The sequence below is a fragment of the Pseudomonas sp. Sample_23 genome (genome assembly GCF_004307595.1).
GTDB lineage: Bacteria > Pseudomonadota > Gammaproteobacteria > Pseudomonadales > Pseudomonadaceae > Aquipseudomonas > Aquipseudomonas atacamensis.
The window spans coordinates 17,580-37,801 of the sequence record NZ_RCNX01000072.1; the positions used below are offsets into that span (position 1 = coordinate 17,580).

The following is a 20,222-nucleotide window of genomic DNA, read 5'->3' on the forward strand; positions in this document are numbered from 1 at the left end:
CTCCACTCACGCTTTATCTGTCGCCGCCGGCAAGGTGAAACCGGACACCGAACGACGCAACTGACTGGCCATTTTCGCCAGGTTGCCGATGCTCTCGGCGGTGGCCGTGGACCCCGACGAAGTCTGCGAGGTGATCTGCTGGATCACGTTCATCGTCAGCGAGATCTGCCCGGCCGAAGAGGTCTGCTGCTGCGCCGCGTTGGAGATGCTCTGGATCAGCGCCGCGAGGGTTTTGGACACGCCTTCGATTTCTTCCAGGGCCACACCGGCATCCTGCGCCAGTCGCGCGCCGCGCACCACTTCGGTGGTGGTCTGTTCCATGGAAATCACCGCTTCGTTGGTGTCGGCCTGAATCGCCCGCACCAGGGTTTCGATCTGCCGGGTCGCGGCGGACGAACGCTCGGCCAGCCGCTGCACTTCGTCGGCGACCACGGCAAACCCGCGCCCGGCATCCCCGGCCATCGATGCCTGGATCGCCGCGTTGAGGGCGAGAATGTTGGTCTGGTCGGCGATGTCATCGATCAGGCTGACGATGTCGCCGATTTCCTGGGACGACTCGCCGAGGCGCTTGATGCGCTTGGCGGTGTCCTGAATCTGTTCGCGGATGTTGTCCATGCCGTGGATGGTGTTGTGCACCACCTCGTTGCCTTTGTTGGCGATTTCCACGGAACGCTCGGCCACCGCCGACGATTCGGCAGCGTTGGCCGAGACTTGATCGATGGACTCGGCCATGTCGCTGATGGCTGTCGAGGCTTCGGAAATCTGCTGCGCCTGTTGCTCAGACGCTTGGGCCAGATGCATGGCGGTGGCCTGGGTTTCCTGCACCGCAGCGGCAACCTGGCCGGCGGTGAGGTTGATGGTCGCCACCAGATCACGCAATTGGTCGACGGAATAGTTGATCGAGTCGGCGATGGTGCCGGTGAAGTCTTCGGTCACCGAGGCGGTCACGGTGAGGTCGCCATCGGCGAGGTCTTCGATTTCGTCGAGCAGGCGCATGATCGCGTTCTGGTTGCGCTCGTTCTTCTCGGCGGTCTCGCGCAATTGGCGATTGGTTTCGCGGACCATGACCAGACCGATGAGGATGATCGAGGCCAGCGCCAGCAAGCCCAGCACATAGCCGCCAATGGTGTCGGTGTTGCGCCCGCCGGCCAGGTGCTCGAATCCGGTGGCCAAGTGCGAGGCTTCGTCGAGCAGGGTTTGCGACAGGGTGAAGATGTTGCTCGCCGATTCGCGCACCTTGAACAGCTCAGGCGAGGTTTCGAGGATTTCATCCACGGAGCCGGAAACGAACTGGAACAGCTCGGAGATTTCGCTCAAACGCGCACGGGCGTCGCGGTCTTCGACCTGGCTGATTTTCAGCGCCGGGTTGCCCTGCAACATGCCGTTGAGCACCAGACCGAAACGCGCGGCATCACGACCAAACGCGTCGGCGGCCTGCTGCGAGTTTTCGTCACCGGCGAGCACGGTGTTGACTGCGCCAAGAATGCGTTCAGCCAGTAGCGATTGCCGTTGCGCCATCGCTACCTGCGCCGCTGGGGCGCCGCGCTGGAGGAGGATTTCCACGACTTTTTCGTATTCGATCTGCAACTGCGGCACGGTTTCGGCCAGCGTCGCGGCGACCTGATGCAGCGACAGCACGGTCTGTTCACTGGTGAGGATCGCGTCGGTGTTTTTCAGCAGGCGTTCCCAGTCCATCTGCACCGCGCGCATTTCCGGGCGCACGGCGACGGGTGCCGGTGGCAGGCCGGTGTTCGGGTCACCCTTTTTCAGGTAACCCCAGCGCTGGGCAAAATCGTTGCGCGCATCACTGAGCAGTTTGAACGCGGCCGCCTTGCCCGCCGCCGCTTCGGTGGCGTTCTTGGCGATGCGTTGCGAGAGCACGCGCAGTTCGCCGGCATGGCCGATGTACTGCTTGTCGTAGTTCGCCTGGGTATTGAGGTACGCGAAGTTGGCGAACAGCAGCATGATGAACACGATCAGTGCGATAAACAGCACGATGATCTGCGCGCGACTGCGCGATGCCTCTGCCGACTTGCCTGTTTTTGCTTTTGTCATCGGTCCTCGCCTATGAAACCTGCCATGGCCCTTGTGGGAGCGAGCCTTGTGGCGAGGGGATTTATCCCCGTTCGGCTGCGAAGCAGTCGCAAAAATATCGCATGCGCTGACGGTGTCAGGCATTGCAGTTTTTGGGGCCGCTGCGCGACCCAACGGGGATAAATCCCCTCGCCACATGGCCCGCGTCCACATGGGTTCTGTTGTTCGTGCTAAAGAGCCACACCCATGAACACCGGGGATCTGGCCAGTGCGAACAGGCTGAACACCCGCCAGTTCTGTTCACGGCGGAAATAGCCTTTGACGAATTCGGCCTTGGAGCCCTGGCGCTTGCTGATCGACAGCGGCTCGAAACTGCCCTGTTCGAAATGCTGCAAGCCGATGACTTCGTCGACCATTACCCCGGCGAACACGTCTTCATGCTCCACCACCAATACCCGCCGCTGTTTGCGCAGCGGCGACAGCTCATGGCCGAAGAAGCCGCACAGGTCCATGATCGGCAGCAGCCGCCCGCGCAGGTTAGCCACACCCTTGACCCACGGCTTGACCCCGGGCAACTGGGTGAAGCGCGGTTCATGCAGGACTTCGCTGACTTCGCCCATCGGCGCCACATACCAATGCTCGCCGAGGCGAAAGCCGATGCCGCTCCAGCGATCCGGGCGCGCCGCTTGCGACGGCAGGTCGGCTGCCAGCAGGCGGCAGCGCTGGTCGATCTGCCAGAGCAGTTCGAACGCGGTCAGCGATTCGTTCATGATCGCGCGATCAGCCGTTGAGTACGTTGTTCAGGGTCTTGATCAGGGTGTCTTCGTCGACCGGTTTGGTCAGGTAATCCTTGGCGCCCTGGCGGGTGCCCCAGACCTTGTCGGTCTCCTGATCCTTGGTGGTGATGATGATCACCGGGATGTGCGCCGTGTCGGCATCCTTGGTCAACTGGCGGGTCGCCTGAAAACCGTTGAGGCCGGGCATGACGATGTCCATCAGCACCGCGTCGGGTTTTTCCTGACGGGCCAGGGCCACGCCGTCGGCGCCGTTCTCGGCCTTGAGCACTTCATGGCCGTGCTTTTCGAGCATGCCGGTGAGTTTGTACATTTCAGTCGGCGAATCATCGACGATCAGGATACGTGCCATGGTCTTCCCCATTTTTCTGGTCGACTGCCGGCCCGCTGGCCGAGCGTCACTGTGCGTGTCTTACTGCGGCAAAACGGCGGCGAAGCCCGGAACATGGGCCTGGATCGCGTTGAGCAGTTCTTCTTTGCTGAACGGCTTGGTCAGAAATTGATCAGAGCCGACAATCCGCCCCTTGGCCTTGTCGAACAGACCGTCCCTGGACGACAGCATGATCACCGGCGTCGCCTTGAAGGCGCTGTTGTTCTTGATCAGGGCGCAGGTCTGATAACCGTCCAGACGCGGCATCATGATGTCGACAAAGATGATCCCGGGATGGTGGTCGGCGATCTTCGCCAGCGCATCGAAACCGTCGATGGCGGTGATCACTTCGCAACCGACATTCTTCAACAATGTTTCGGCGGTGCGGCGAATCGTTTTCGAGTCGTCGATCACCATGACCTTCAAGGCGCTGGACTGCTGTTCCATAAGAGGGTTCTACCGTCGCCTTTGCGAATCAAATTGTCCGTTTTGCTGTGAATAATGGCCTGAAACCCTTGAAACCCATGGGGCGGCGCGATCTGCCAGCCTTTTTAGCACAGTCTCCAGATGCAATCTATCGACGGGTTTTTCCTTGACCCGAAACCCGCCCGGCGCCACTCTGGCGGCACTTTTTCAATACCGATCCGGTAGCCAAATTTCGAGGAAAACCCAATGAGCGTTCGCGTCGGGATTGTCATGGACCCTATCGCCAGCATCTCCTATAAAAAGGATAGCTCGCTGGCCATGCTGCTGGCCGCGCAAAAGCGTGGCTGGGAACTGTTCTACATGGAACAGAAAGACCTGTATCAGGCCGAAGGCCAGGCGCGGGCGCGGATGAGCCCGCTGAAAGTCTTCGCCAACCCGGACAAATGGTTCGAGCTGGACGCCGAACAGGACAAGCTGCTGAGCGACCTGGACGTGATCCTGATGCGCAAGGATCCGCCGTTCGACATGGAGTTCGTCTACTCCACTTACCTGCTGGAACAGGCCGAAGCCGCCGGCGTGCTGGTGGTGAACAAGCCGCAGAGCCTGCGCGACTGCAATGAAAAGCTGTTCGCCACGCTGTTTCCGCAGTGCACGCCGCCGACCATCGTCAGCCGCCGCCCGGACGTATTGCGTGAGTTCGCCGACCATCACGGTGACGTGATCCTCAAGCCGCTGGACGGCATGGGCGGTTCGTCGATCTTCCGCCACACCGCCGGCCATCCGAACCTCTCGGTGATCCTCGAAACCCTGACCCTGCACGGCAAGCAGCAGATCATGATTCAGGGCTACCTGCCGGCGATCGTCGACGGCGACAAGCGCATTTTGATGATCGATGGCGAGCCGGTGGATTACTGCCTGGCGCGTATCCCGGCCATGGGCGAAACCCGTGGCAACCTCGCCGCCGGTGGCCGTGGCGAAGCACGTCCGCTGACCGAGAAGGATCGCTGGATCGCCGCCCAGGTCGGCCCGACCTTGCGCGAGAAAGGCCTGCTGTTCGTCGGCCTCGACGTGATCGGCGAGCACCTGACCGAAATCAACGTCACCAGCCCGACCTGCATCCGCGAAATCGACAATGCATTTGGCACTGATATCGGCGGGATGCTGATGGATGCGATCGATAAAAAGCTGCAAGCGGCCGGCAAAAAGCCACAAGCTTGATGTACGTCACATGCAGCCTGTCGCTTGAAGCGTGAAGCCCAAGGCGCGAAACCAACATTGCGTTATCATGCGCAGCCTCTGAAATACGCGATGTTGGTTTTCTTGTCATGACCCTCCCGTCCGATCTGCCCGCTGAACTCGCCCATCGTGGCGTGCGCCCGGCCGATCGCCTCGGTTTTACCCTGTTTCTCGCGGCGCTGATTCACCTGGCGCTGCTGCTCGGCGTCGGTTTCACCATGGTCGAGCCGCAGCAGATCAGCAAAACCCTGGAAATCACCCTGGCCACCTTCAAGGCCGAGAAGAAGCCGGAAAAGGCAGATTTTCTCGCTCAGGAAAACCAGGAAGGCAGCGGCACGCTGGACAAGAAAGCCCTGCCCAAGACCACCGAAATCGCGCCGTTCCAGGACAATCAGGTCAAAAAGGTCACCCCGCCGCCTGCCGCCAAGCCAGTGGTGCAGGAAGCCGCCCCGAAGGCAGCGGTGACCACCGTTGCGCCGAAACCGAAAAAGGCGCCGACCAAGAAAGAAGAAAGCAAAACCGAAGTCAAACCGACCGTCGACGCGCCGGCGTTCGACAGCTCGCAGCTGTCCAGCGACATCGCCAGCCTCGAGGCGGAGCTGGCCAAGGAACAACAGCTGTACGCCAAGCGCCCGCGCATCCACCGCTTGAGCGCGGCCTCGACCATGCGCGACAAGGGCGCCTGGTACAAGGACGACTGGCGCAAGAAGGTCGAGCGCATCGGCAACCTCAACTACCCCGAAGAAGCACGACGCAAGCAGATCTACGGCAATTTGCGCCTGATGGTCTCGATCAATCGCGACGGCTCGCTGTATGAAGTGCTGGTGCTCGAATCCTCCGGCCAGCCGCTGCTCGATCAGGCGGCGCAGCGCATCGTCCGCCTGGCCGCGCCGTTTGCACCGTTTACCGGCGATCTGTCGGACATCGACCGCCTGGAAATCATCCGCACCTGGAAATTTGCCCGGGGCGACAAGCTCTCAAGCAACTAATATTTATGTGGCGAGGGGATTTATCCCCGCTCGGCTGCGCAGCAGCCGCAAAACCATTCCATATGGAGTGTCAGGCAGAACCCATCAAGCGATTCAGGGGCGCTTCGCGCCCCAACGGGGATAAATCCCCTCGCCACAGATAAATCCCTTCACCCCAGATAAATTCCCTGAGCACAGATAAATCCCCTAACCACAGATAAACTCCCTCACCACAGCAAATCCCCTCGCCACAAAAGCTCTGTTCCAATAATGGATCTGTGTTGTTGTCAGCATCTCCAGCTTGTCAGTTCGCCCCTCGAACGCCACACTAGCGCTCATGAAAAACGTCAGCCCCAGCTACCTCAAGCATCATTTCCTGATCGCCATGCCACACATGGCCGACCCGAACTTTGCCCACACCTTGACCTACATCGTCGAGCACACGGCCAATGGCGCGATGGGGCTGGTGGTCAACAGGCCGCAAGACTTGAACCTGGCCGACATCCTCGAGCAGCTGCGCCCGGACATCGAGCCGCCGGCGCGTTGCCAGGATGTGCCGATCTTCATCGGCGGGCCGGTGCAGACCGATCGCGGTTTTGTCCTGCACCCGGCGGGCCAAACGTTCCAGGCCACGGCGCAGCTGGATGGCGACCTGGCCCTGTCGACTTCGCAGGACGTGCTGTTCGCCATCGCTGACGGCGTCGGCCCCGCGCAGAGCCTGATTACCCTCGGCTACGCTGGTTGGGAAGCCGGACAACTGGAAGCCGAACTGGCCGACAACGCCTGGCTGACCTGCCCGTTCAACGCCGACATCCTCTTCAACACCCGCAGCGAATTGCGCCTGGAAGCGGCAGCGCGGCACTTGGGCATCGATCTCAATCTGCTCACCAGCCAGGCGGGTCACGCCTGATGGCCCTGCGCCTGATTCTCGGCTTCGACTACGGCACCAAACAGATCGGCGTCGCGGTCGGCCAGGTCATCACCGGCCAGGCCCGCGAGCTGTGCACCCTCAAAGCACAGAATGGCGTGCCGAACTGGGATCAGGTCGAAGCGCTGATAAAAGAATGGAAACCCGACGCCGTGGTGGTCGGCCTGCCGTTGAACATGGACGGCACGCCCAGCGAGATGTGCGTACGCGCGGAGAAATTCGCCCGCCGCCTCAACGGCCGCTACAACCTGCCCTTCTATACCCACGACGAACGCCTGACCACCTTCGAAGCCAAGGGCGAGCGACTGGTGCGTGGCGGGCAGAAAGGCAGTTACCGCGACAACCCGGTGGACGCCATCGCCGCTGCCCTGCTGCTGCAGGGCTGGCTCGATGAAAACACTGCATTGTTTGAATCCTGACAAGCGCTTCGGCGCTTTTCTTTTGGTTATAAACCGAGCTTCGTCCGGCAGGACGCAGCGCGGAATCACGAAGGAGCAACCATGAGCCTGCCCAATCCCGCCGATCTGATCAGCCAGATGGCGACCCGCCTCAAGGCGCACCTTGCCCAGCGTGACATCAGCGAACCGCGTTACATCGGCATCCGCACCGGCGGCATCTGGGTCGCGCAGGCGCTGCTCAAGGAACTGGCCAGCGATGCGCCACTGGGCACGCTGGATGTGTCCTTCTACCGCGACGACTTCAGCCAGAACGGCCTGCACCCGCAAGTGCGCCCATCCGCCCTGCCCTTCGAGATCGAAGGCCAGCATCTGGTGCTGATCGACGACGTGCTGATGAGCGGTCGGACCATCCGCGCCGCCATGAATGAACTGTTCGATTACGGCCGCCCGGCCAGCGTCACCCTGGTCTGCCTGCTGGACCTGGACGCCGGCGAGCTGCCGATCCGCCCGAACGTGGTCGGCGCCACCCTGAGCCTGGCCGGCAACCAGCGGGTCAAGTTGTCCGGCCCCGAGCCGCTGACGCTCGAACTGCAAGACGTCACCCTTTAATCCGCCCTATTGAGAGTCCCCCTCGCGATGACGCCTCTAGATACCAAGCGCCCGCTGCAGCTCAATGATCAGGGCCAGCTGCGCCACTTCCTCTCGCTCGACGGCCTGCGCCGCGAGTTGCTGACGGAAATCCTCGACACTGCCGACTCGTTCCTTGAAGTCGGCGCCCGGGCGGTGAAGAAAGTCCCGTTGCTGCGCGGCAAGACCGTGTGCAACGTGTTCTTCGAAAACTCCACGCGCACCCGCACCACGTTTGAACTGGCGGCCCAGCGCCTGTCGGCAGACGTGATCACCCTGAACGTGTCGACATCGTCGGCGAGCAAGGGCGAAACGCTGCTCGATACCCTGCGCAACCTTGAAGCGATGGCCGCCGACATGTTCGTCGTGCGCCACGGCGACTCGGGCGCGGCGCACTTCATCGCCGAGCATGTCTGCCCGCAGGTGGCGATCATCAACGGCGGCGACGGCCGGCATGCGCACCCGACCCAGGGCATGCTCGACATGCTCACCATCCGTCGGCACAAGGGCGGTTTCGAAAACCTCTCGGTGGCGATCGTCGGCGACATCCTCCATTCGCGGGTAGCGCGCTCGAACATGCTCGCGCTGAAGACCCTCGGCTGCCCGGACATCCGCGTGATCGCGCCGAAAACCCTGCTGCCGATCGGCATCGAGCAATACGGCGTCAAGGTCTACACCGACATGGCCGAAGGCCTGAAGGACGTCGATGTGGTGATCATGCTGCGTCTGCAACGTGAGCGCATGACCGGCGGCCTGCTGCCCAGCGAAGGCGAGTTCTATCGCCTGTTCGGCCTGACCACCGCACGTCTGGCCGGAGCCAAACCCGATTGCATCGTCATGCACCCGGGGCCGATCAACCGTGGCGTGGAGATCGAGTCGGCGGTGGCCGACGGCCCGCACTCGGTGATCCTCAATCAAGTGACCTACGGCATCGCGATTCGTATGGCTGTGCTGTCCATGGCCATGAGCGGGCAGACTGCGCAACGTCAATTCGAGCAGGAGAACGCCCAGTGAAGCTCAGCATTCTCGGCGCACGCGTCATCGATCCCAGCAGCGGCCTGGATCAAATCACCGACATCCACGTTGAAGCCTGCAAGATCGTCGCCCTCGGCGCCGCACCGGCCGGTTTCAGCGCAGTGGAAACCATCGATGCCCAAGGTCTGGTCGCCGCGCCTGGCCTGGTCGACCTCAACGTTGCCCTGCGCGAGCCGGGCTACAGCCGCAAAGGCTCGATCGTCAGCGAAACCCGCGCCGCCGCTGCCGGTGGCGTGACCAGCCTGTGCTGCCCGCCGAAGACCAAACCGGTGCTCGACACCTCCGCTGTGGCCGAACTGATCCTCGACCGCGCCCGCGAGGCTGGCAACACCAAAGTGTTCCCGATTGGCGCGCTGAGCAAAGGTCTGGACGGTGAGCAACTGGCCGAACTGGTCGCGCTGCGCGACGCCGGTTGCGTGGCGTTCGGCAACGGTCTGGAGAGCTTCCGCAACAGCCGCACCCTGTGCCGGGCGCTGGAATACGCGGCGACTTTCGACCTGACGGTGATCTTCAACTCGCAGGACCACGATCTGGCCGAGGGCGGCCTCGCCCACGAAGGCGCGGTCGCCAGTTTCCTAGGCCTGCCAGGCATCCCGGAAACCGCCGAAACCGTGGCGCTGGCTCGCGATCTGCTACTGGTCGAGCAGACCGGCGTGCGTGCGCACTTCAGCCAGTTGACCAGTGCTCGCGGTGTGGCGCTGATTGCTCAGGCGCAGGCCCGTGGCTTGAAGGTAACGGCGGATGTTGCGTTGTATCAGCTGATCCTGACTGACGAAGCGCTGATCGACTTCAACAGCCTTTATCACGTGCAACCACCGCTGCGCACCCGTGCCGACCGCGATGGCCTGCGGGAAGCGGTGAAATCCGGGGTGGTTTCGGCGATCTCCAGCCATCACCAGCCCCACGAGCGCGACGCCAAACTGGCACCGTTCGGCGCCACCGAGCCGGGCATCAGCAGTGTTGAGTTGCTGCTGCCGCTGGCGATGACGCTCGTCGAGGATGGTTTGCTCGACTTGCCGACGCTGCTGGCACGTCTCAGCGCAGGCCCGGCCGAAGCCCTGCGCCTGCCGGCGGGCAAACTGGCGGTAGGTGGTGCGGCGGATATCGTGCTGTTCGATCCGAAGGCATCGACGGTGGCCGGTGAACACTGGCTGTCGAAGGGCGAGAACTGCCCGTTCATCGGCCACAGTCTGCCGGGCGTGGTGCGCTATACGCTGGTGGATGGGCGGATTACTCACCAGGCATGACTTGCTGCTGAGGGAGATTGTGGCGAGGGGATTTATCCCCGTTCGGCTGCGTAGCAGTCGCGAAGCCATTGCACGCGGTGGAGCAAATCCACCGCGTTCTCGGATTCAGGACCGCTTCGCGGCCCAACGGGGATAAATCCCCTCGCCACTACTTACTGGTTACTGAAAGGCGCCGCGATTCTGCGCGTTGCGCACCGACACCTGATCGTTCAGGGTCCAGAAGTCATACAGCACACCAATAAAGAACAACCCGCCGGTCAGCAGATACAGCAAGCCGCTGATCCATTTGCCCTGATACATCCGGTGCACGCCGAACACACCGAGGAAGGTCAGCAGAATCCACGCGACGTTGTACTCGATCGGCCCGGCGGCAAAGCGCAAATCCGCTTCGCGATCCATCGCCGGGATCAGAAACAGGTCGATCAGCCAGCCAATCCCCAGCAAACCGAAGGTGAAGAACCAGATCGTTCCGGTCACCGGCTTGCCGTAATAAAAGCGGTGCGCACCGGTGAATCCGAAAATCCACAGCAGGTAGCCGATGACTTTGCTGTGAGTGTCTTTTTCTTTCACTCGGGGGAGCTGATAGCTGTTCATTAAGACCTCATTGCACTCGATAGATAAATATTCTTCATTTCTTTGTGACTTTTTTACAGGTGGCCGACGTATGGCAAATGTTACCGTTGCTAGCGCGAAACCCTTATAAAACCTGACTTCTGTCGGACAATTGCGTACTTTTTGAGCGTTTTTGGTTCCGTAGGCGGCGGAATGAATCGATGAACGGCCTCGGAACGGCAAAAAAAGCTGTTATAAAGTTGCGCGCTATCACTTATGAGCCACGCCTAATGCGATCATTTTTCAAGACATGGCTGACTATTTGCCTATTAATGCCACTTGCCGCCCACGCCACCAATCGTGAGCAACGTCTTCCCAACGTCAACGGATTCACCCCTAAATCCCATGCTTCGGCTCCTTCGAGCAAAAGCAGCAAGAGCAAGACCACCACGCTGAGCAGCAAGAGCCGCAGCAAGCTGGTGCCACCGATGGCGAGCAAGGAAAGCAGCAATGTGCTGAGCCGTGCGGTAAACGTCCTCGGTACACCTTATCGTTGGGGCGGCAGCAGCCCAAGTAAAGGCTTCGATTGCAGCGGTCTGGTGAAATATGCGTTCAACGACGCTACGTTCGACCTGCCACGCACCTCCAATGCCATGGCCAGCGGTCACGGCGAGAAAGTCGAGCGCAAGGATCTGAAGCCGGGCGATCTGATTTTCTTCAACATCAAGAGCCGTCGGGTCAACCACGTTGCCATCTACCTGGGCAACGACCGCTTCATCCACGCCCCGCGCCGTGGCAAAGCGGTGAGCATCGACACGCTGAACAAGCCGTACTGGGAAAAGCATTACGTTGTGGCCAAGCGCGTGTTGCCGAAAGAGCAACAGCAGCTGCGCGTAGTCCAGCGCTGAGCTGTTTGATCTCCTGAATCAGCTTCAGCAGTACCGGCCTTTTCGCGAGCAGGCTCGCTCCCACAGAAAAATGCATTCCAGCTGAAGGAATACGGTTTGATGTGGGAGCGAGCCTGCTCGCGAAGGGGCCGGCAGCCGCACCACCGACCCTCAGAAGTTATCCGGGGTGCGCGCCTTCTCCCGCGCATGCTCGCGGCTGATCAAGCCCTTGGTCACCAGATCCTTCAGGCACATATCGAGTGTCTGCATGCCCAACGACCCACCGGTCTGAATCGCTGAATACATCTGCGCCACCTTGTCCTCGCGAATGAGATTACGGATCGCCGATGTCCCGAGCATGATTTCATGCGCCGCCACCCGCCCGCCGCCGATCTTCTTGATCAACGTCTGCGACACCACCGCCAGCAACGACTCCGACAGCATCGAACGGACCATCGACTTCTCGTCGCCGGGGAACACATCCACCACGCGGTCGATGGTCTTCGCCGCCGAGGTCGTGTGCAGCGTGCCGAACACCAGATGCCCGGTCTCGGCGGCGGTCAACGCCAGGCGAATGGTTTCCAGATCACGCATTTCGCCGACCAGAATCACGTCCGGGTCTTCACGCAGGGCCGAGCGCAGTGCGGTGGCGAAGCTGCGGGTATCGCGGTGGACTTCGCGCTGATTGATCAGGCATTTGCGCGATTCATGAACGAACTCGATGGGGTCTTCGATGGTGAGAATGTGGTGATGGCGATGGGTGTTGAGGTAATCGATCATCGCCGCCAGCGTGGTCGACTTGCCGGAGCCGGTCGGCCCGGTGACCAGCACCAAACCGCGCGGCGCATCGGTGATCTTGCGGAAAACATCGCCCATGGCGAGGTCTTCCATGCTCAGCACTTTCGACGGAATGGTGCGGAACACCGCTCCGGCGCCACGGTTCTGGTTGAAGGCATTGACCCGAAAGCGCGCCACGCCGGGTACATCGAAGGAAAAATCCGTTTCCAGATTTTTCTCGAATTCGATGCGCTGGGTGTCGTTCATGATGTCGTAGATCAGCTCGTGCACTTGCTTGTGATCCAGCGCCGGCAGATTGATCCGTCGCACGTCGCCATCGACACGGATCATCGGCGGCAGGCCGGCCGACAGGTGCAGGTCGGAAGCGCCCTGTTTGGCGCTGAAGGCCAGCAATTCAGTGATATCCATAGCGTCCCTCAATTCCAGTAGAATGCCGCGAACCTACAGACCGCCGGCGCCTCTTGATGTCCACGATAGCAGACAACATCCTTCAGGTTAGTTCGCGCATCCAGGCAGCGGCCAAAGCTGCGCACCGCGACGAAAACAGCATCCATTTGCTCGCCGTGAGCAAGACCAAACCCGCCCAGGCCCTGCGGGAGGCCTACGCCGCCGGCCTGCGCGACTTCGGCGAGAACTACTTGCAGGAAGCCCTGGGCAAACAGCTGGAGCTGGCCGACCTGCCCTTGATCTGGCACTTCATCGGCCCTATTCAATCGAACAAGACTCGGGCGATTGCCGAGCATTTCGACTGGGTGCACTCCGTGGATCGTCTGAAAATTGCCCAACGCCTGTCCGAACAACGCCCGGCCGAACTGCCGCCACTGAACATCTGCATTCAGGTCAATGTCAGCGGCGAGGCGAGCAAATCCGGTTGCACCCCGGCCGATCTGCCAGCGCTGGCCGAGGCCATCAGCGCGCTGCCACGCTTGAAACTGCGCGGACTGATGGCGATTCCCGAGCCGACCGAGGAGCGCGCTGAACAGGACGCTGCCTTCGCCGCCGTACAGGAATTGCAGGCGAGCCTCGCTCTGCCGCTCGACACACTGTCCATGGGCATGAGCCACGACCTTGAGTCGGCCATCGCCCAAGGCGCCACCTGGGTGCGGATCGGTACCGCGCTGTTTGGCGCCAGAGATTATTCCCAGTCTTGAACGTTTCCAGATAAGGACCACACATGAGCAACACACGTATTGCGTTTATCGGTGCGGGCAACATGGCGGCCAGTCTGATTGGCGGCTTGCGCGCCAAAGGTCTGGAAGCGGCGCAGATCCGCGCCAGCGATCCGGGCGAAGACACCCGCGCCAAGGTCAGCGCCGAACACGGCATCGAAACCTTCGCTGACAACGCCCAGGCTATCGAAGGCGTCGATGTCATCGTCCTGGCGGTCAAGCCACAGGCGATGAAAGCCGTGTGCGAGGCGATTCGCCCAAGCCTGAAACCGAATCAAGTGGTGGTGTCGATCGCCGCCGGCATTACCTGCGCGAGCATGACCGCGTGGCTCGGCGAACAACCGATCGTGCGCTGCATGCCCAATACTCCGGCGCTGCTGCGTCAGGGGGTCAGCGGTCTGTACGCGACCAGCGAAGTGAGCGCCGAGCAGCGCCAGCAAGCCGAAGAGCTGCTGTCCGCCGTCGGCATTGCGCTGTGGCTGGAAGAAGAACAGCAACTGGACGCAGTCACCGCAGTGTCCGGCTCCGGCCCGGCGTACTTCTTTCTGCTGATCGAAGCGATGACCGCCGCCGGCGTCAAACTTGGCCTGCCAAAAGAGATCGCTGAGCAACTGACCGTGCAGACTGCTCTGGGCGCCGCGCACATGGCGGTGTCCAGCGATGTCGATGCAGCCGAATTGCGTCGCCGCGTGACCTCGCCGAATGGCACAACGGAAGCTGCGATCAAATCATTCCAGGCTGGCGGCTTCGAAGCGCTGGTTGAAACCGCACTCGGCGCCGCCGCGCACCGCTCGGCCGAAATGGCCGAACAACTGGGCAAATAAAGGAGCCTTACATGATCGGATTGAACACCGCAGCGGTTTACGTGCTGCAAACCCTCGGCAGCCTGTACCTGCTGATCGTGCTGCTGCGCTTCGTCCTGCAACTGGTGCGGGCGAACTTCTACAACCCGCTGTGCCAGTTCGTGGTCAAGGCCACTCAGCCGCTGCTCAAGCCTTTGCGCCGGATCATCCCGAGCCTGTTCGGCCTCGACATGTCGTCGCTGGTGCTGGCGATTCTGGTGCAACTGCTGCTGATGGCGCTGACCCTGCTGCTGACCTACGGCACCACTGGCAACCCGCTGCAACTGGTGATCTGGTCGCTGATCGGCGTCACTGCACTGTTCCTGAAGATCTTCTTCTTCGCCCTGATCATCAGCGTGATCCTGTCGTGGGTCGCACCGGGCAGCCACAATCCGGGCGCTGAACTGGTCAACCAGATCTGTGAACCGGCGCTGGCACCGTTCCGCCGCTTCCTGCCGAATCTCGGTGGCCTGGACCTGTCGCCGATCTTCGCCTTCCTTGCACTGAAATTGATCGACATGCTGGTGATCAACAATCTGGCGGCGATGACGATGATGCCGGAGATTCTGCGTTTGCTGATGTGAGGTGAGAGGGATTGGCGCTCGGCTTGATATGGCGTCGTCTGCGCCCCTCACCCCAGCCCTCTCCCAAGGGAGAGGGAGCCGATTTGTGTTGAGCTCAAGATTGGAGTTCGACTCGCAATTATCAGGTCGGCGCAGTTCGACAGAACACCTTGGTCAGTCCCCTCTCCCTGTGGGAGAGGGTTAGGGTGAGGGCTGCTTGCCGCTAACCCCCCCGGTCTTTAGACTTACGCCTCATTTCAACGAGAGCAGGGTCGATGCCAACTGCCTTTCCCGCCGATTCTGTTGGTCTGGTAACGCCGCAAACCGCGCATTTCAGCGAACCGCTGACGCTGGCCTGTGGCCGTTCGCTGGCCGCTTATGACCTGATTTATGAAACCTACGGCACGCTGAACGCCCAGGCGAGCAACGCCGTGCTGATCTGCCACGCGCTGTCCGGTCATCATCACGCCGCTGGTTATCACAGCGTCGACGACCGCAAGCCCGGTTGGTGGGACAGCTGCATCGGCCCCGGCAAGCCGATCGACACCAACAAGTTCTTTGTGGTCAGCCTGAACAACCTCGGTGGCTGCAACGGCTCCACCGGCCCGAGCAGTATCAACCCGGAAACCGGCAAGCCGTTCGGCGCCGATTTCCCGGTGCTCACCGTGGAAGACTGGGTGCACAGCCAAGCGCGTCTGGCTGACCTGCTCGGCATCCGCCAGTGGGCAGCGGTGATCGGCGGCAGCCTCGGCGGCATGCAGGCCCTGCAATGGACCATCACCTACCCGGATCGCGTACGTCACTGCTTGGCGATCGCCTCGGCGCCTAAATTGTCGGCGCAGAACATCGCCTTCAACGAAGTCGCGCGTCAGGCGATCCTCACCGATCCGGAATTCCACGGTGGTTCGTTCCAGGAAGCGGGCGTGATCCCCAAGCGCGGGCTGATGCTGGCGCGCATGGTCGGCCACATCACCTATCTGTCCGACGACTCCATGGGTGAGAAATTCGGCCGTGGCCTGAAGAGCGAAAAGCTCAACTACGACTTCCACAGCGTCGAGTTCCAGGTCGAAAGCTACCTGCGTTACCAGGGCGAAGAATTCTCCGGGCGCTTCGATGCCAACACCTACCTGTTGATGACCAAAGCGCTGGATTACTTCGATCCAGCGGCTAACTTCGACGACGACCTGGCGAAAACCTTCGAAAACGCCACGGCCAAGTTCTGCGTGATGTCGTTCACAACCGACTGGCGCTTCTCCCCGGCGCGCTCGCGGGAACTGGTGGATGCGCTGATGGCCGCGCGCAAGGACGTCAGTTATCTGGAAATCGACGCCCCCCAGGGCCACGACGCCTTCCTGATTCCGATCCCGCGCTATTTGCAGGCGTTCGGCAATTACATGAACCGCATTTCGTTGTGAGAAAGCCATGAGAGCTGATCTGGAAATCATCCAGGAATGGATCCCCGCCGGCAGCCGCGTCCTTGACCTGGGTTGCGGTGACGGCGAGCTGCTGACCTGGCTGCGCGACAACAAGAACGTCACCGGTTATGGCCTGGAAAACGACGCCGACAACATCGCCGAGTGCGTGGCCAAGGGCATCAACGTCATCGAGCAGGATCTGGACAAAGGCCTGGGCAATTTTGCCAGCAACAGTTTCGACATCGTCGTCATGACCCAGGCCCTGCAAGCGGTGCATTACCCGGACAAGATCCTCGACGAAATGCTCCGGGTCGGCCGGCAGTGCATCATCACCTTCCCCAACTTCGGCCACTGGCGCTGCCGCTGGTACCTGGCGAGCAAGGGCCGCATGCCGGTCTCGGAATTCCTCCCCTACACCTGGTACAACACGCCGAACATCCACTTCTGCACCTTCGAGGATTTCGAAGAACTGTGCCGCCAACGTGACGCCAAGGTCATTGATCGGCTTGCCGTGGATCAACAGCACCGGCACGGGTGGGCCAGTAAGCTATGGCCTAATCTGTTAGGTGAAATCGGTATCTACCGCGTCAGCAGTCCGCAGTTGGCGGACCACCGAGTCGCGGTCTGAGCCTGGGCATTCGAAGGAGCACGAACATGAGTCGTCTAGCGTTGCTGTTACTCACCGCCTGCCTGAGCGCCAGCGCCATGGCGGCGGACGTCATCAAAGGTGAACGCAAGGAAACCTTCGGCGACATCACGGTGCACTACAACACGTTCAACTCGACGTTCCTGCAACCGGACATCGCCAAGGCTGCCGAGCTGATCCGCAGCAAGAATCAGGGCGTGATCAACGTCTCGGTGGTCAAGGACGGCAAACCGGTGATCGCCAGCGTCACCGGCACGATCAAGGACCTGACCAGCAACAGCGTGGCGCTGAAATTCCGCCAGGTCACCGAACAGGGCGCGATCTACTACATCGCCCAGTACCCGGTGCCGCAGCAGGAAACCCGCACCTTTGAAATCAAGGTGCAGAACGGCGACAAGATCAACACCATCAATTTCAACCAAGAACTCTTTCCCGGCGAATGATGAACATCAAGCAGCTCGTACTGGCCAGCCATAACGCCGGCAAACTCAAAGAACTCCAGGCCATGCTCGGCGACTCGGTGCAACTGCGCTCGATTGGCGAATGGAGCAAGGTCGAGCCGGAAGAAACCGGCCTGTCGTTCGTCGAGAACGCGATCCTCAAGGCCCGCAATGCCGCGCGCATTTCCGGGCTGCCGGCACTGGCCGACGATTCCGGGCTGGCAGTGGACTTCCTCGGCGGCGCACCGGGCATCTATTCGGCGCGTTACGCCGACGGCCAGGGCGACGCGGCGAACAACGCCAAACTGCTCGATGCGCTGAAGGACGTGCCGCAAGCTGAGCGCGGCGCGCAGTTCGTCTGCGTGCTGGCACTGGTGCGCCACGCCGATGATCCGCTGCCGATCCTCTGCGAAGGCCTGTGGCACGGGCGCATCCTCACCGCTGCCAGCGGCGAGCACGGCTTCGGTTATGACCCACTGTTCTGGGTGCCGGAGCGCGACTGCTCCAGCGCCGAACTGAGCCCGGCCGACAAAAACCAGATCAGCCACCGCGCCCGTGCAATGGATCTGCTGCGCCAGCGTCTGGGCTTGAAATGACCACTGATTCTTCCGCGTCGTCGCTGATCATCGGCGGCGCCGCGTCCTCGCCTCGGGCACCGCTGCCAACCCTGCCGCCCCTGGCGCTGTACATCCACATTCCGTGGTGTGTACGCAAATGCCCGTATTGCGATTTCAACTCGCACACCGCCAGCCCGGTGCTGCCTGAGCAGGAATACGTCGACGCGCTGCTGGCCGATCTCGATCAGGATCTGCATGCAGTGTATGGCCGTGAGCTGACTTCGATTTTCTTCGGTGGCGGGACGCCGAGCCTGTTCAGCGCTGAAGCCCTCGGGCGGTTGTTGAAGGGCGTCGAGCAACGCATCCCGTTCGCAGCCGATATCGAAATCACCCTTGAGGCCAATCCGGGCACCTTCGAGCAAGAGAAGTTTGTTGCTTATCGCAAGCTGGGGATCAATCGCCTGTCGATCGGCATCCAGAGTTTCCAGCAGGAAAAGCTTGAAGCCCTCGGCCGCATTCACAACGGTGACGAAGCCGTGCGTGCGGCGGGCATGGCCCGGCAGGCCGGGTTCGATAACTTCAATCTCGATCTCATGCACGGCTTGCCCGATCAGTCGCTGGACGATGCCTTGAGCGATCTGCGCCAGGCCATCGCGCTGCAGCCGACGCACATTTCCTGGTATCAGCTGACGCTGGAGCCCAATACGGTGTTCTGGAACCAGCCGCCAGTGCTGCCGGAAGACGACACCCTGTGGGACATTCAGGAAGCCGGCCAGGCGCTACTGGCCGAGCACGGTTACGCGCAATACGAAGTGTCGGCGTATGCCCAGGCAGGGCGACCGGCGCGGCACAACCTCAATTACTGGAGTTTTGGCGACTTCATCGGCATCGGCGCCGGTGCCCATGGCAAGCTGAGTCATCCGGACGGGCGCATCGTGCGCACATGGAAAACCCGCTTGCCGAAGGACTATCTGAATCCCGCGAAGAGCTTTCAGGCTGGCGAGAAATCGCTGAGCAATGACGAGATGCCCTTCGAGTTCCTGATGAACGCCCTGCGCCTGACCGCCGGGGTCGAATCGCGCCTGTATCCGGAGCGCACCGGCCTGTCGCTGGAGACCCTCGCCGAAGGCCGGCGCGACGCCGAACAAAGCGGCCTGTTGCAGGTCGAACCGTCACGCCTGGCGGCGACCGAACGCGGCCAGCTGTTCCTCAACGATTTGCTGCAACAATTTCTGAACTGACTTCAGCTCAAAGGGAAAACGCATGGATTTGATACTCGACCTGCTGGCCACCGTCTCCCGCTGGAGCCGCAGCAATCTCTCGGAAATCGCTCTGGCGCTGGTCGGTTGCCTGCTGGTGCTGTTCGGCGCTGACTTCAAAGGCTGGGTCGAACAACGCCTGGGCAGCATCGCCGGCGCCCTGCGCGTGCCCCTGATGGCCCTGCTCTGCCTGATCGGCAGCGGCGCCGCGCTGATCTACGCCACGCCGTGGGTGATCAAAGGCCTGAGCCAGTTCAACAACTACAGCCTGGCGCCGGTGCTGCTGGTGGTACTGGTGCTGATCGGCGTGGTTGCTGACCGCCGCTGACCCCGCAAGCACCCCGAAACGAAATGTGGGAGCGAGCCTGCTCGCGAAGGCGTCATGACATCCAACATCATCGTTGATTGTCAGACCGCTTTCGCGAGCAGGCTCGCTCCCACAGTTGATTGCAATGAAAGGGAAGTTCATGAGTAAAAAACTACTGGATGAGACGAGCAAATTTCTCAGCTTCGTGTTGCGTCACCAGCCTCAAGCGATCGGACTGAATCTGAATTCGGAAGGCTGGGCAAATATCGATGCACTGATCAGCGGCGCGGCGCGTGATGGCAGACATTTAAGTCGTGAGCTGATTGAAAACGTCGTGACCAGCAGTGACAAGAAGCGTTTTACGATTTCCGCTGATGGCCACTGTATACGCGCTGTTCAAGGCCACTCGACGAAAAGCGTTGATCTGCAATTCGAGCAGAAACAGCCACCGCAAACGCTCTACCACGGAACAGCGACGCGTTTTCTCGACTCGATCAACGAACAAGGCTTGATTCCAGGACAACGCCATCAGGTGCATCTGTCCGATGAGATCGCCACCGCGTCGGCCGTGGGTCAACGCTACGGAACGCCAGTCGTTCTGAAGGTTGCCGCGAAGCAGATGGAAGAACAGGGCTTCAAGTTCTATCAGGCCGAAAATGGCGTCTGGTTGACAGAGCAGGTGCCCGCTCGATTTCTTGCCCCCCTGTAATCTCCTCATACACAA

The 20,222-nt window shown here is 61.1% G+C and carries 24 protein-coding genes; 18 read left to right on the forward strand and 6 right to left on the reverse strand.

All coding sequences use genetic code 11. From position 1 onward, the window contains the following. Positions 1 to 6: 6 nt before the first annotated feature. The 4 genes from D8U82_RS18730 to pilG form a co-directional block, all read right to left on the reverse strand. Positions 7 to 2,055, reverse strand: coding sequence for a methyl-accepting chemotaxis protein (locus D8U82_RS18730; protein ID WP_016772746.1), 2,049 nt, complete (start codon positions 2,053 to 2,055; stop codon positions 7 to 9). 209 nt (positions 2,056 to 2,264) lie between these two features. Then, entirely contained in the window at positions 2,265 to 2,804 is a 540-nt protein-coding gene (locus tag D8U82_RS18735) for a chemotaxis protein CheW (RefSeq protein WP_016772745.1), read from the reverse strand. A gap of 10 nt (positions 2,805 to 2,814) precedes the next feature. After that, a complete protein-coding gene (gene pilH / locus D8U82_RS18740) occupies positions 2,815 to 3,180 on the reverse strand; it encodes a twitching motility response regulator PilH (RefSeq protein ID WP_016772744.1) in 366 nt (121 codons plus the stop codon). Between the two features lie 60 nt (positions 3,181 to 3,240). Further along, positions 3,241 to 3,645 (reverse strand): twitching motility response regulator PilG, encoded by a 405-nt coding sequence (gene pilG, locus D8U82_RS18745; RefSeq protein ID WP_016772743.1) that lies wholly within the window; start codon positions 3,643 to 3,645, stop codon positions 3,241 to 3,243. Positions 3,646 to 3,870: 225 nt separating this feature from the next. On the opposite strand from pilG, the gene gshB reads away from it, so the two are divergent. The 7 genes from gshB (at position 3,871) to D8U82_RS18780 (ending at position 10,063) form a co-directional block, all read left to right on the forward strand. After that, positions 3,871 to 4,842, forward strand: coding sequence for a glutathione synthase (gene gshB, locus D8U82_RS18750; protein ID WP_130902719.1), 972 nt, complete (start codon positions 3,871 to 3,873; stop codon positions 4,840 to 4,842). 107 nt (positions 4,843 to 4,949) lie between these two features. Beyond that, positions 4,950 to 5,849, forward strand: coding sequence for an energy transducer TonB (locus D8U82_RS18755; RefSeq protein ID WP_122751157.1), 900 nt, complete (start codon positions 4,950 to 4,952; stop codon positions 5,847 to 5,849). 316 nt (positions 5,850 to 6,165) lie between these two features. Then, the gene (locus D8U82_RS18760) at positions 6,166 to 6,738 is read left to right on the forward strand and encodes a YqgE/AlgH family protein (RefSeq protein ID WP_016772739.1); all 573 of its coding nucleotides are present in this window, start codon (positions 6,166 to 6,168) and stop codon (positions 6,736 to 6,738) included. Continuing rightward, positions 6,738 to 7,175 (forward strand): Holliday junction resolvase RuvX, encoded by a 438-nt coding sequence (ruvX, locus tag D8U82_RS18765; protein WP_016772738.1) that lies wholly within the window; start codon positions 6,738 to 6,740, stop codon positions 7,173 to 7,175. Before D8U82_RS18760 ends, ruvX begins: the two co-directional genes overlap by 1 nt. An 81-nt stretch (positions 7,176 to 7,256) precedes the next feature. Next, the gene (gene pyrR / locus D8U82_RS18770; protein WP_130902720.1) at positions 7,257 to 7,763 is read left to right on the forward strand and encodes a bifunctional pyr operon transcriptional regulator/uracil phosphoribosyltransferase PyrR; all 507 of its coding nucleotides are present in this window, start codon (positions 7,257 to 7,259) and stop codon (positions 7,761 to 7,763) included. Between the two features lie 27 nt (positions 7,764 to 7,790). Continuing rightward, positions 7,791 to 8,795: an aspartate carbamoyltransferase catalytic subunit gene (locus tag D8U82_RS18775; protein WP_016772736.1), complete on the forward strand. Its 1,005-nt coding sequence runs from the start codon at positions 7,791 to 7,793 to the stop codon at positions 8,793 to 8,795. Beyond that, positions 8,792 to 10,063: a dihydroorotase gene (locus tag D8U82_RS18780; RefSeq protein ID WP_110603640.1), complete on the forward strand. Its 1,272-nt coding sequence runs from the start codon at positions 8,792 to 8,794 to the stop codon at positions 10,061 to 10,063. The genes D8U82_RS18775 and D8U82_RS18780 overlap by 4 nt, the downstream gene beginning before the upstream one ends. Positions 10,064 to 10,222: 159 nt before the next feature. Here the strand turns inward: D8U82_RS18780 and D8U82_RS18785 are convergent, their stop codons facing one another. Further along, positions 10,223 to 10,657: a TM2 domain-containing protein gene (locus D8U82_RS18785; RefSeq protein WP_016772734.1), complete on the reverse strand. Its 435-nt coding sequence runs from the start codon at positions 10,655 to 10,657 to the stop codon at positions 10,223 to 10,225. A 248-nt stretch (positions 10,658 to 10,905) separates the two neighbouring features. On the opposite strand from D8U82_RS18785, the gene D8U82_RS18790 reads away from it, so the two are divergent. After that, positions 10,906 to 11,523 carry a C40 family peptidase gene (locus D8U82_RS18790; RefSeq protein ID WP_125925441.1) on the forward strand — a complete coding sequence of 206 codons (618 nt, stop codon included), beginning with the start codon at positions 10,906 to 10,908 and terminating at the stop codon, positions 11,521 to 11,523. 150 nt (positions 11,524 to 11,673) lie between these two features. On the opposite strand, the gene D8U82_RS18795 is transcribed toward D8U82_RS18790, so the two are convergent. Further along, a complete protein-coding gene (locus D8U82_RS18795; protein WP_041476813.1) occupies positions 11,674 to 12,708 on the reverse strand; it encodes a type IV pilus twitching motility protein PilT in 1,035 nt (344 codons plus the stop codon). Between the two features lie 56 nt (positions 12,709 to 12,764). Here D8U82_RS18795 and D8U82_RS18800 point away from each other — a divergent pair, with 56 nt between their 5' ends. From D8U82_RS18800 to D8U82_RS18845, 10 genes are all read left to right on the forward strand, one after another. Then, entirely contained in the window at positions 12,765 to 13,451 is a 687-nt protein-coding gene (locus D8U82_RS18800; protein WP_130902721.1) for a YggS family pyridoxal phosphate-dependent enzyme, read from the forward strand. Between the two features lie 23 nt (positions 13,452 to 13,474). Further along, positions 13,475 to 14,293, forward strand: a complete 819-nt coding sequence (proC, locus tag D8U82_RS18805) for a pyrroline-5-carboxylate reductase (RefSeq protein ID WP_130902722.1) — start codon at positions 13,475 to 13,477, stop codon at positions 14,291 to 14,293. Positions 14,294 to 14,304: 11 nt separating this feature from the next. Further along, entirely contained in the window at positions 14,305 to 14,895 is a 591-nt protein-coding gene (locus D8U82_RS18810; protein ID WP_016772729.1) for a YggT family protein, read from the forward strand. Between the two features lie 254 nt (positions 14,896 to 15,149). Beyond that, positions 15,150 to 16,289: a homoserine O-acetyltransferase gene (locus D8U82_RS18815; RefSeq protein ID WP_130888301.1), complete on the forward strand. Its 1,140-nt coding sequence runs from the start codon at positions 15,150 to 15,152 to the stop codon at positions 16,287 to 16,289. A 7-nt stretch (positions 16,290 to 16,296) separates the two neighbouring features. Continuing rightward, on the forward strand, positions 16,297 to 16,917 hold the full coding sequence (metW, locus tag D8U82_RS18820) for a methionine biosynthesis protein MetW (RefSeq protein ID WP_130902723.1): 621 nt from the start codon (positions 16,297 to 16,299) through the stop codon (positions 16,915 to 16,917). A gap of 26 nt (positions 16,918 to 16,943) precedes the next feature. After that, positions 16,944 to 17,378, forward strand: a complete 435-nt coding sequence (locus D8U82_RS18825) for a DUF4426 domain-containing protein (RefSeq protein WP_016772726.1) — start codon at positions 16,944 to 16,946, stop codon at positions 17,376 to 17,378. Further along, on the forward strand, positions 17,375 to 17,971 hold the full coding sequence (gene rdgB, locus D8U82_RS18830) for an RdgB/HAM1 family non-canonical purine NTP pyrophosphatase (RefSeq protein ID WP_024014661.1): 597 nt from the start codon (positions 17,375 to 17,377) through the stop codon (positions 17,969 to 17,971). The genes D8U82_RS18825 and rdgB overlap by 4 nt, the downstream gene beginning before the upstream one ends. After that, on the forward strand, positions 17,968 to 19,173 hold the full coding sequence (hemW, locus tag D8U82_RS18835) for a radical SAM family heme chaperone HemW (RefSeq protein ID WP_130902724.1): 1,206 nt from the start codon (positions 17,968 to 17,970) through the stop codon (positions 19,171 to 19,173). The genes rdgB and hemW overlap by 4 nt, the downstream gene beginning before the upstream one ends. Before the next feature lie 22 nt (positions 19,174 to 19,195). After that, complete coding sequence (locus D8U82_RS18840; protein WP_008083808.1) at positions 19,196 to 19,519, forward strand: DUF3392 domain-containing protein; 324 nt, start codon at positions 19,196 to 19,198, stop codon at positions 19,517 to 19,519. A gap of 139 nt (positions 19,520 to 19,658) precedes the next feature. Further along, positions 19,659 to 20,207, forward strand: a complete 549-nt coding sequence (locus D8U82_RS18845; protein ID WP_130887369.1) for an RNA 2'-phosphotransferase — start codon at positions 19,659 to 19,661, stop codon at positions 20,205 to 20,207. Positions 20,208 to 20,222: the final 15 nt, after the last annotated feature.

Excerpts from the sequence above, each read along its gene's own strand:
- D8U82_RS18730 (WP_016772746.1), bottom strand. The coding sequence starts at position 2,055 with ATGACAAAAGCAAAAACAGGCAAGTCGGCAGAGGCATCGCGCAGTCGC.
- D8U82_RS18735 (WP_016772745.1), bottom strand. The coding sequence starts at position 2,804 with ATGAACGAATCGCTGACCGCGTTCGAACTGCTCTGGCAGATCGACCAG.
- pilH (WP_016772744.1), bottom strand. The coding sequence starts at position 3,180 with ATGGCACGTATCCTGATCGTCGATGATTCGCCGACTGAAATGTACAAA.
- pilG (WP_016772743.1), bottom strand. The coding sequence starts at position 3,645 with ATGGAACAGCAGTCCAGCGCCTTGAAGGTCATGGTGATCGACGACTCG.
- gshB (WP_130902719.1), top strand. The coding sequence starts at position 3,871 with ATGAGCGTTCGCGTCGGGATTGTCATGGACCCTATCGCCAGCATCTCC.
- D8U82_RS18755 (WP_122751157.1), top strand. The coding sequence starts at position 4,950 with ATGACCCTCCCGTCCGATCTGCCCGCTGAACTCGCCCATCGTGGCGTG.
- D8U82_RS18760 (WP_016772739.1), top strand. The coding sequence starts at position 6,166 with ATGAAAAACGTCAGCCCCAGCTACCTCAAGCATCATTTCCTGATCGCC.
- ruvX (WP_016772738.1), top strand. The coding sequence starts at position 6,738 with ATGGCCCTGCGCCTGATTCTCGGCTTCGACTACGGCACCAAACAGATC.
- pyrR (WP_130902720.1), top strand. The coding sequence starts at position 7,257 with ATGAGCCTGCCCAATCCCGCCGATCTGATCAGCCAGATGGCGACCCGC.
- D8U82_RS18775 (WP_016772736.1), top strand. The coding sequence starts at position 7,791 with ATGACGCCTCTAGATACCAAGCGCCCGCTGCAGCTCAATGATCAGGGC.
- D8U82_RS18785 (WP_016772734.1), bottom strand. The coding sequence starts at position 10,657 with ATGAACAGCTATCAGCTCCCCCGAGTGAAAGAAAAAGACACTCACAGC.
- D8U82_RS18790 (WP_125925441.1), top strand. The coding sequence starts at position 10,906 with ATGCGATCATTTTTCAAGACATGGCTGACTATTTGCCTATTAATGCCA.
- D8U82_RS18795 (WP_041476813.1), bottom strand. The coding sequence starts at position 12,708 with ATGGATATCACTGAATTGCTGGCCTTCAGCGCCAAACAGGGCGCTTCC.
- D8U82_RS18800 (WP_130902721.1), top strand. The coding sequence starts at position 12,765 with ATGTCCACGATAGCAGACAACATCCTTCAGGTTAGTTCGCGCATCCAG.
- proC (WP_130902722.1), top strand. The coding sequence starts at position 13,475 with ATGAGCAACACACGTATTGCGTTTATCGGTGCGGGCAACATGGCGGCC.
- D8U82_RS18810 (WP_016772729.1), top strand. The coding sequence starts at position 14,305 with ATGATCGGATTGAACACCGCAGCGGTTTACGTGCTGCAAACCCTCGGC.
- D8U82_RS18815 (WP_130888301.1), top strand. The coding sequence starts at position 15,150 with ATGCCAACTGCCTTTCCCGCCGATTCTGTTGGTCTGGTAACGCCGCAA.
- metW (WP_130902723.1), top strand. The coding sequence starts at position 16,297 with ATGAGAGCTGATCTGGAAATCATCCAGGAATGGATCCCCGCCGGCAGC.
- D8U82_RS18825 (WP_016772726.1), top strand. The coding sequence starts at position 16,944 with ATGAGTCGTCTAGCGTTGCTGTTACTCACCGCCTGCCTGAGCGCCAGC.
- rdgB (WP_024014661.1), top strand. The coding sequence starts at position 17,375 with ATGATGAACATCAAGCAGCTCGTACTGGCCAGCCATAACGCCGGCAAA.
- hemW (WP_130902724.1), top strand. The coding sequence starts at position 17,968 with ATGACCACTGATTCTTCCGCGTCGTCGCTGATCATCGGCGGCGCCGCG.
- D8U82_RS18840 (WP_008083808.1), top strand. The coding sequence starts at position 19,196 with ATGGATTTGATACTCGACCTGCTGGCCACCGTCTCCCGCTGGAGCCGC.
- D8U82_RS18845 (WP_130887369.1), top strand. The coding sequence starts at position 19,659 with ATGAGTAAAAAACTACTGGATGAGACGAGCAAATTTCTCAGCTTCGTG.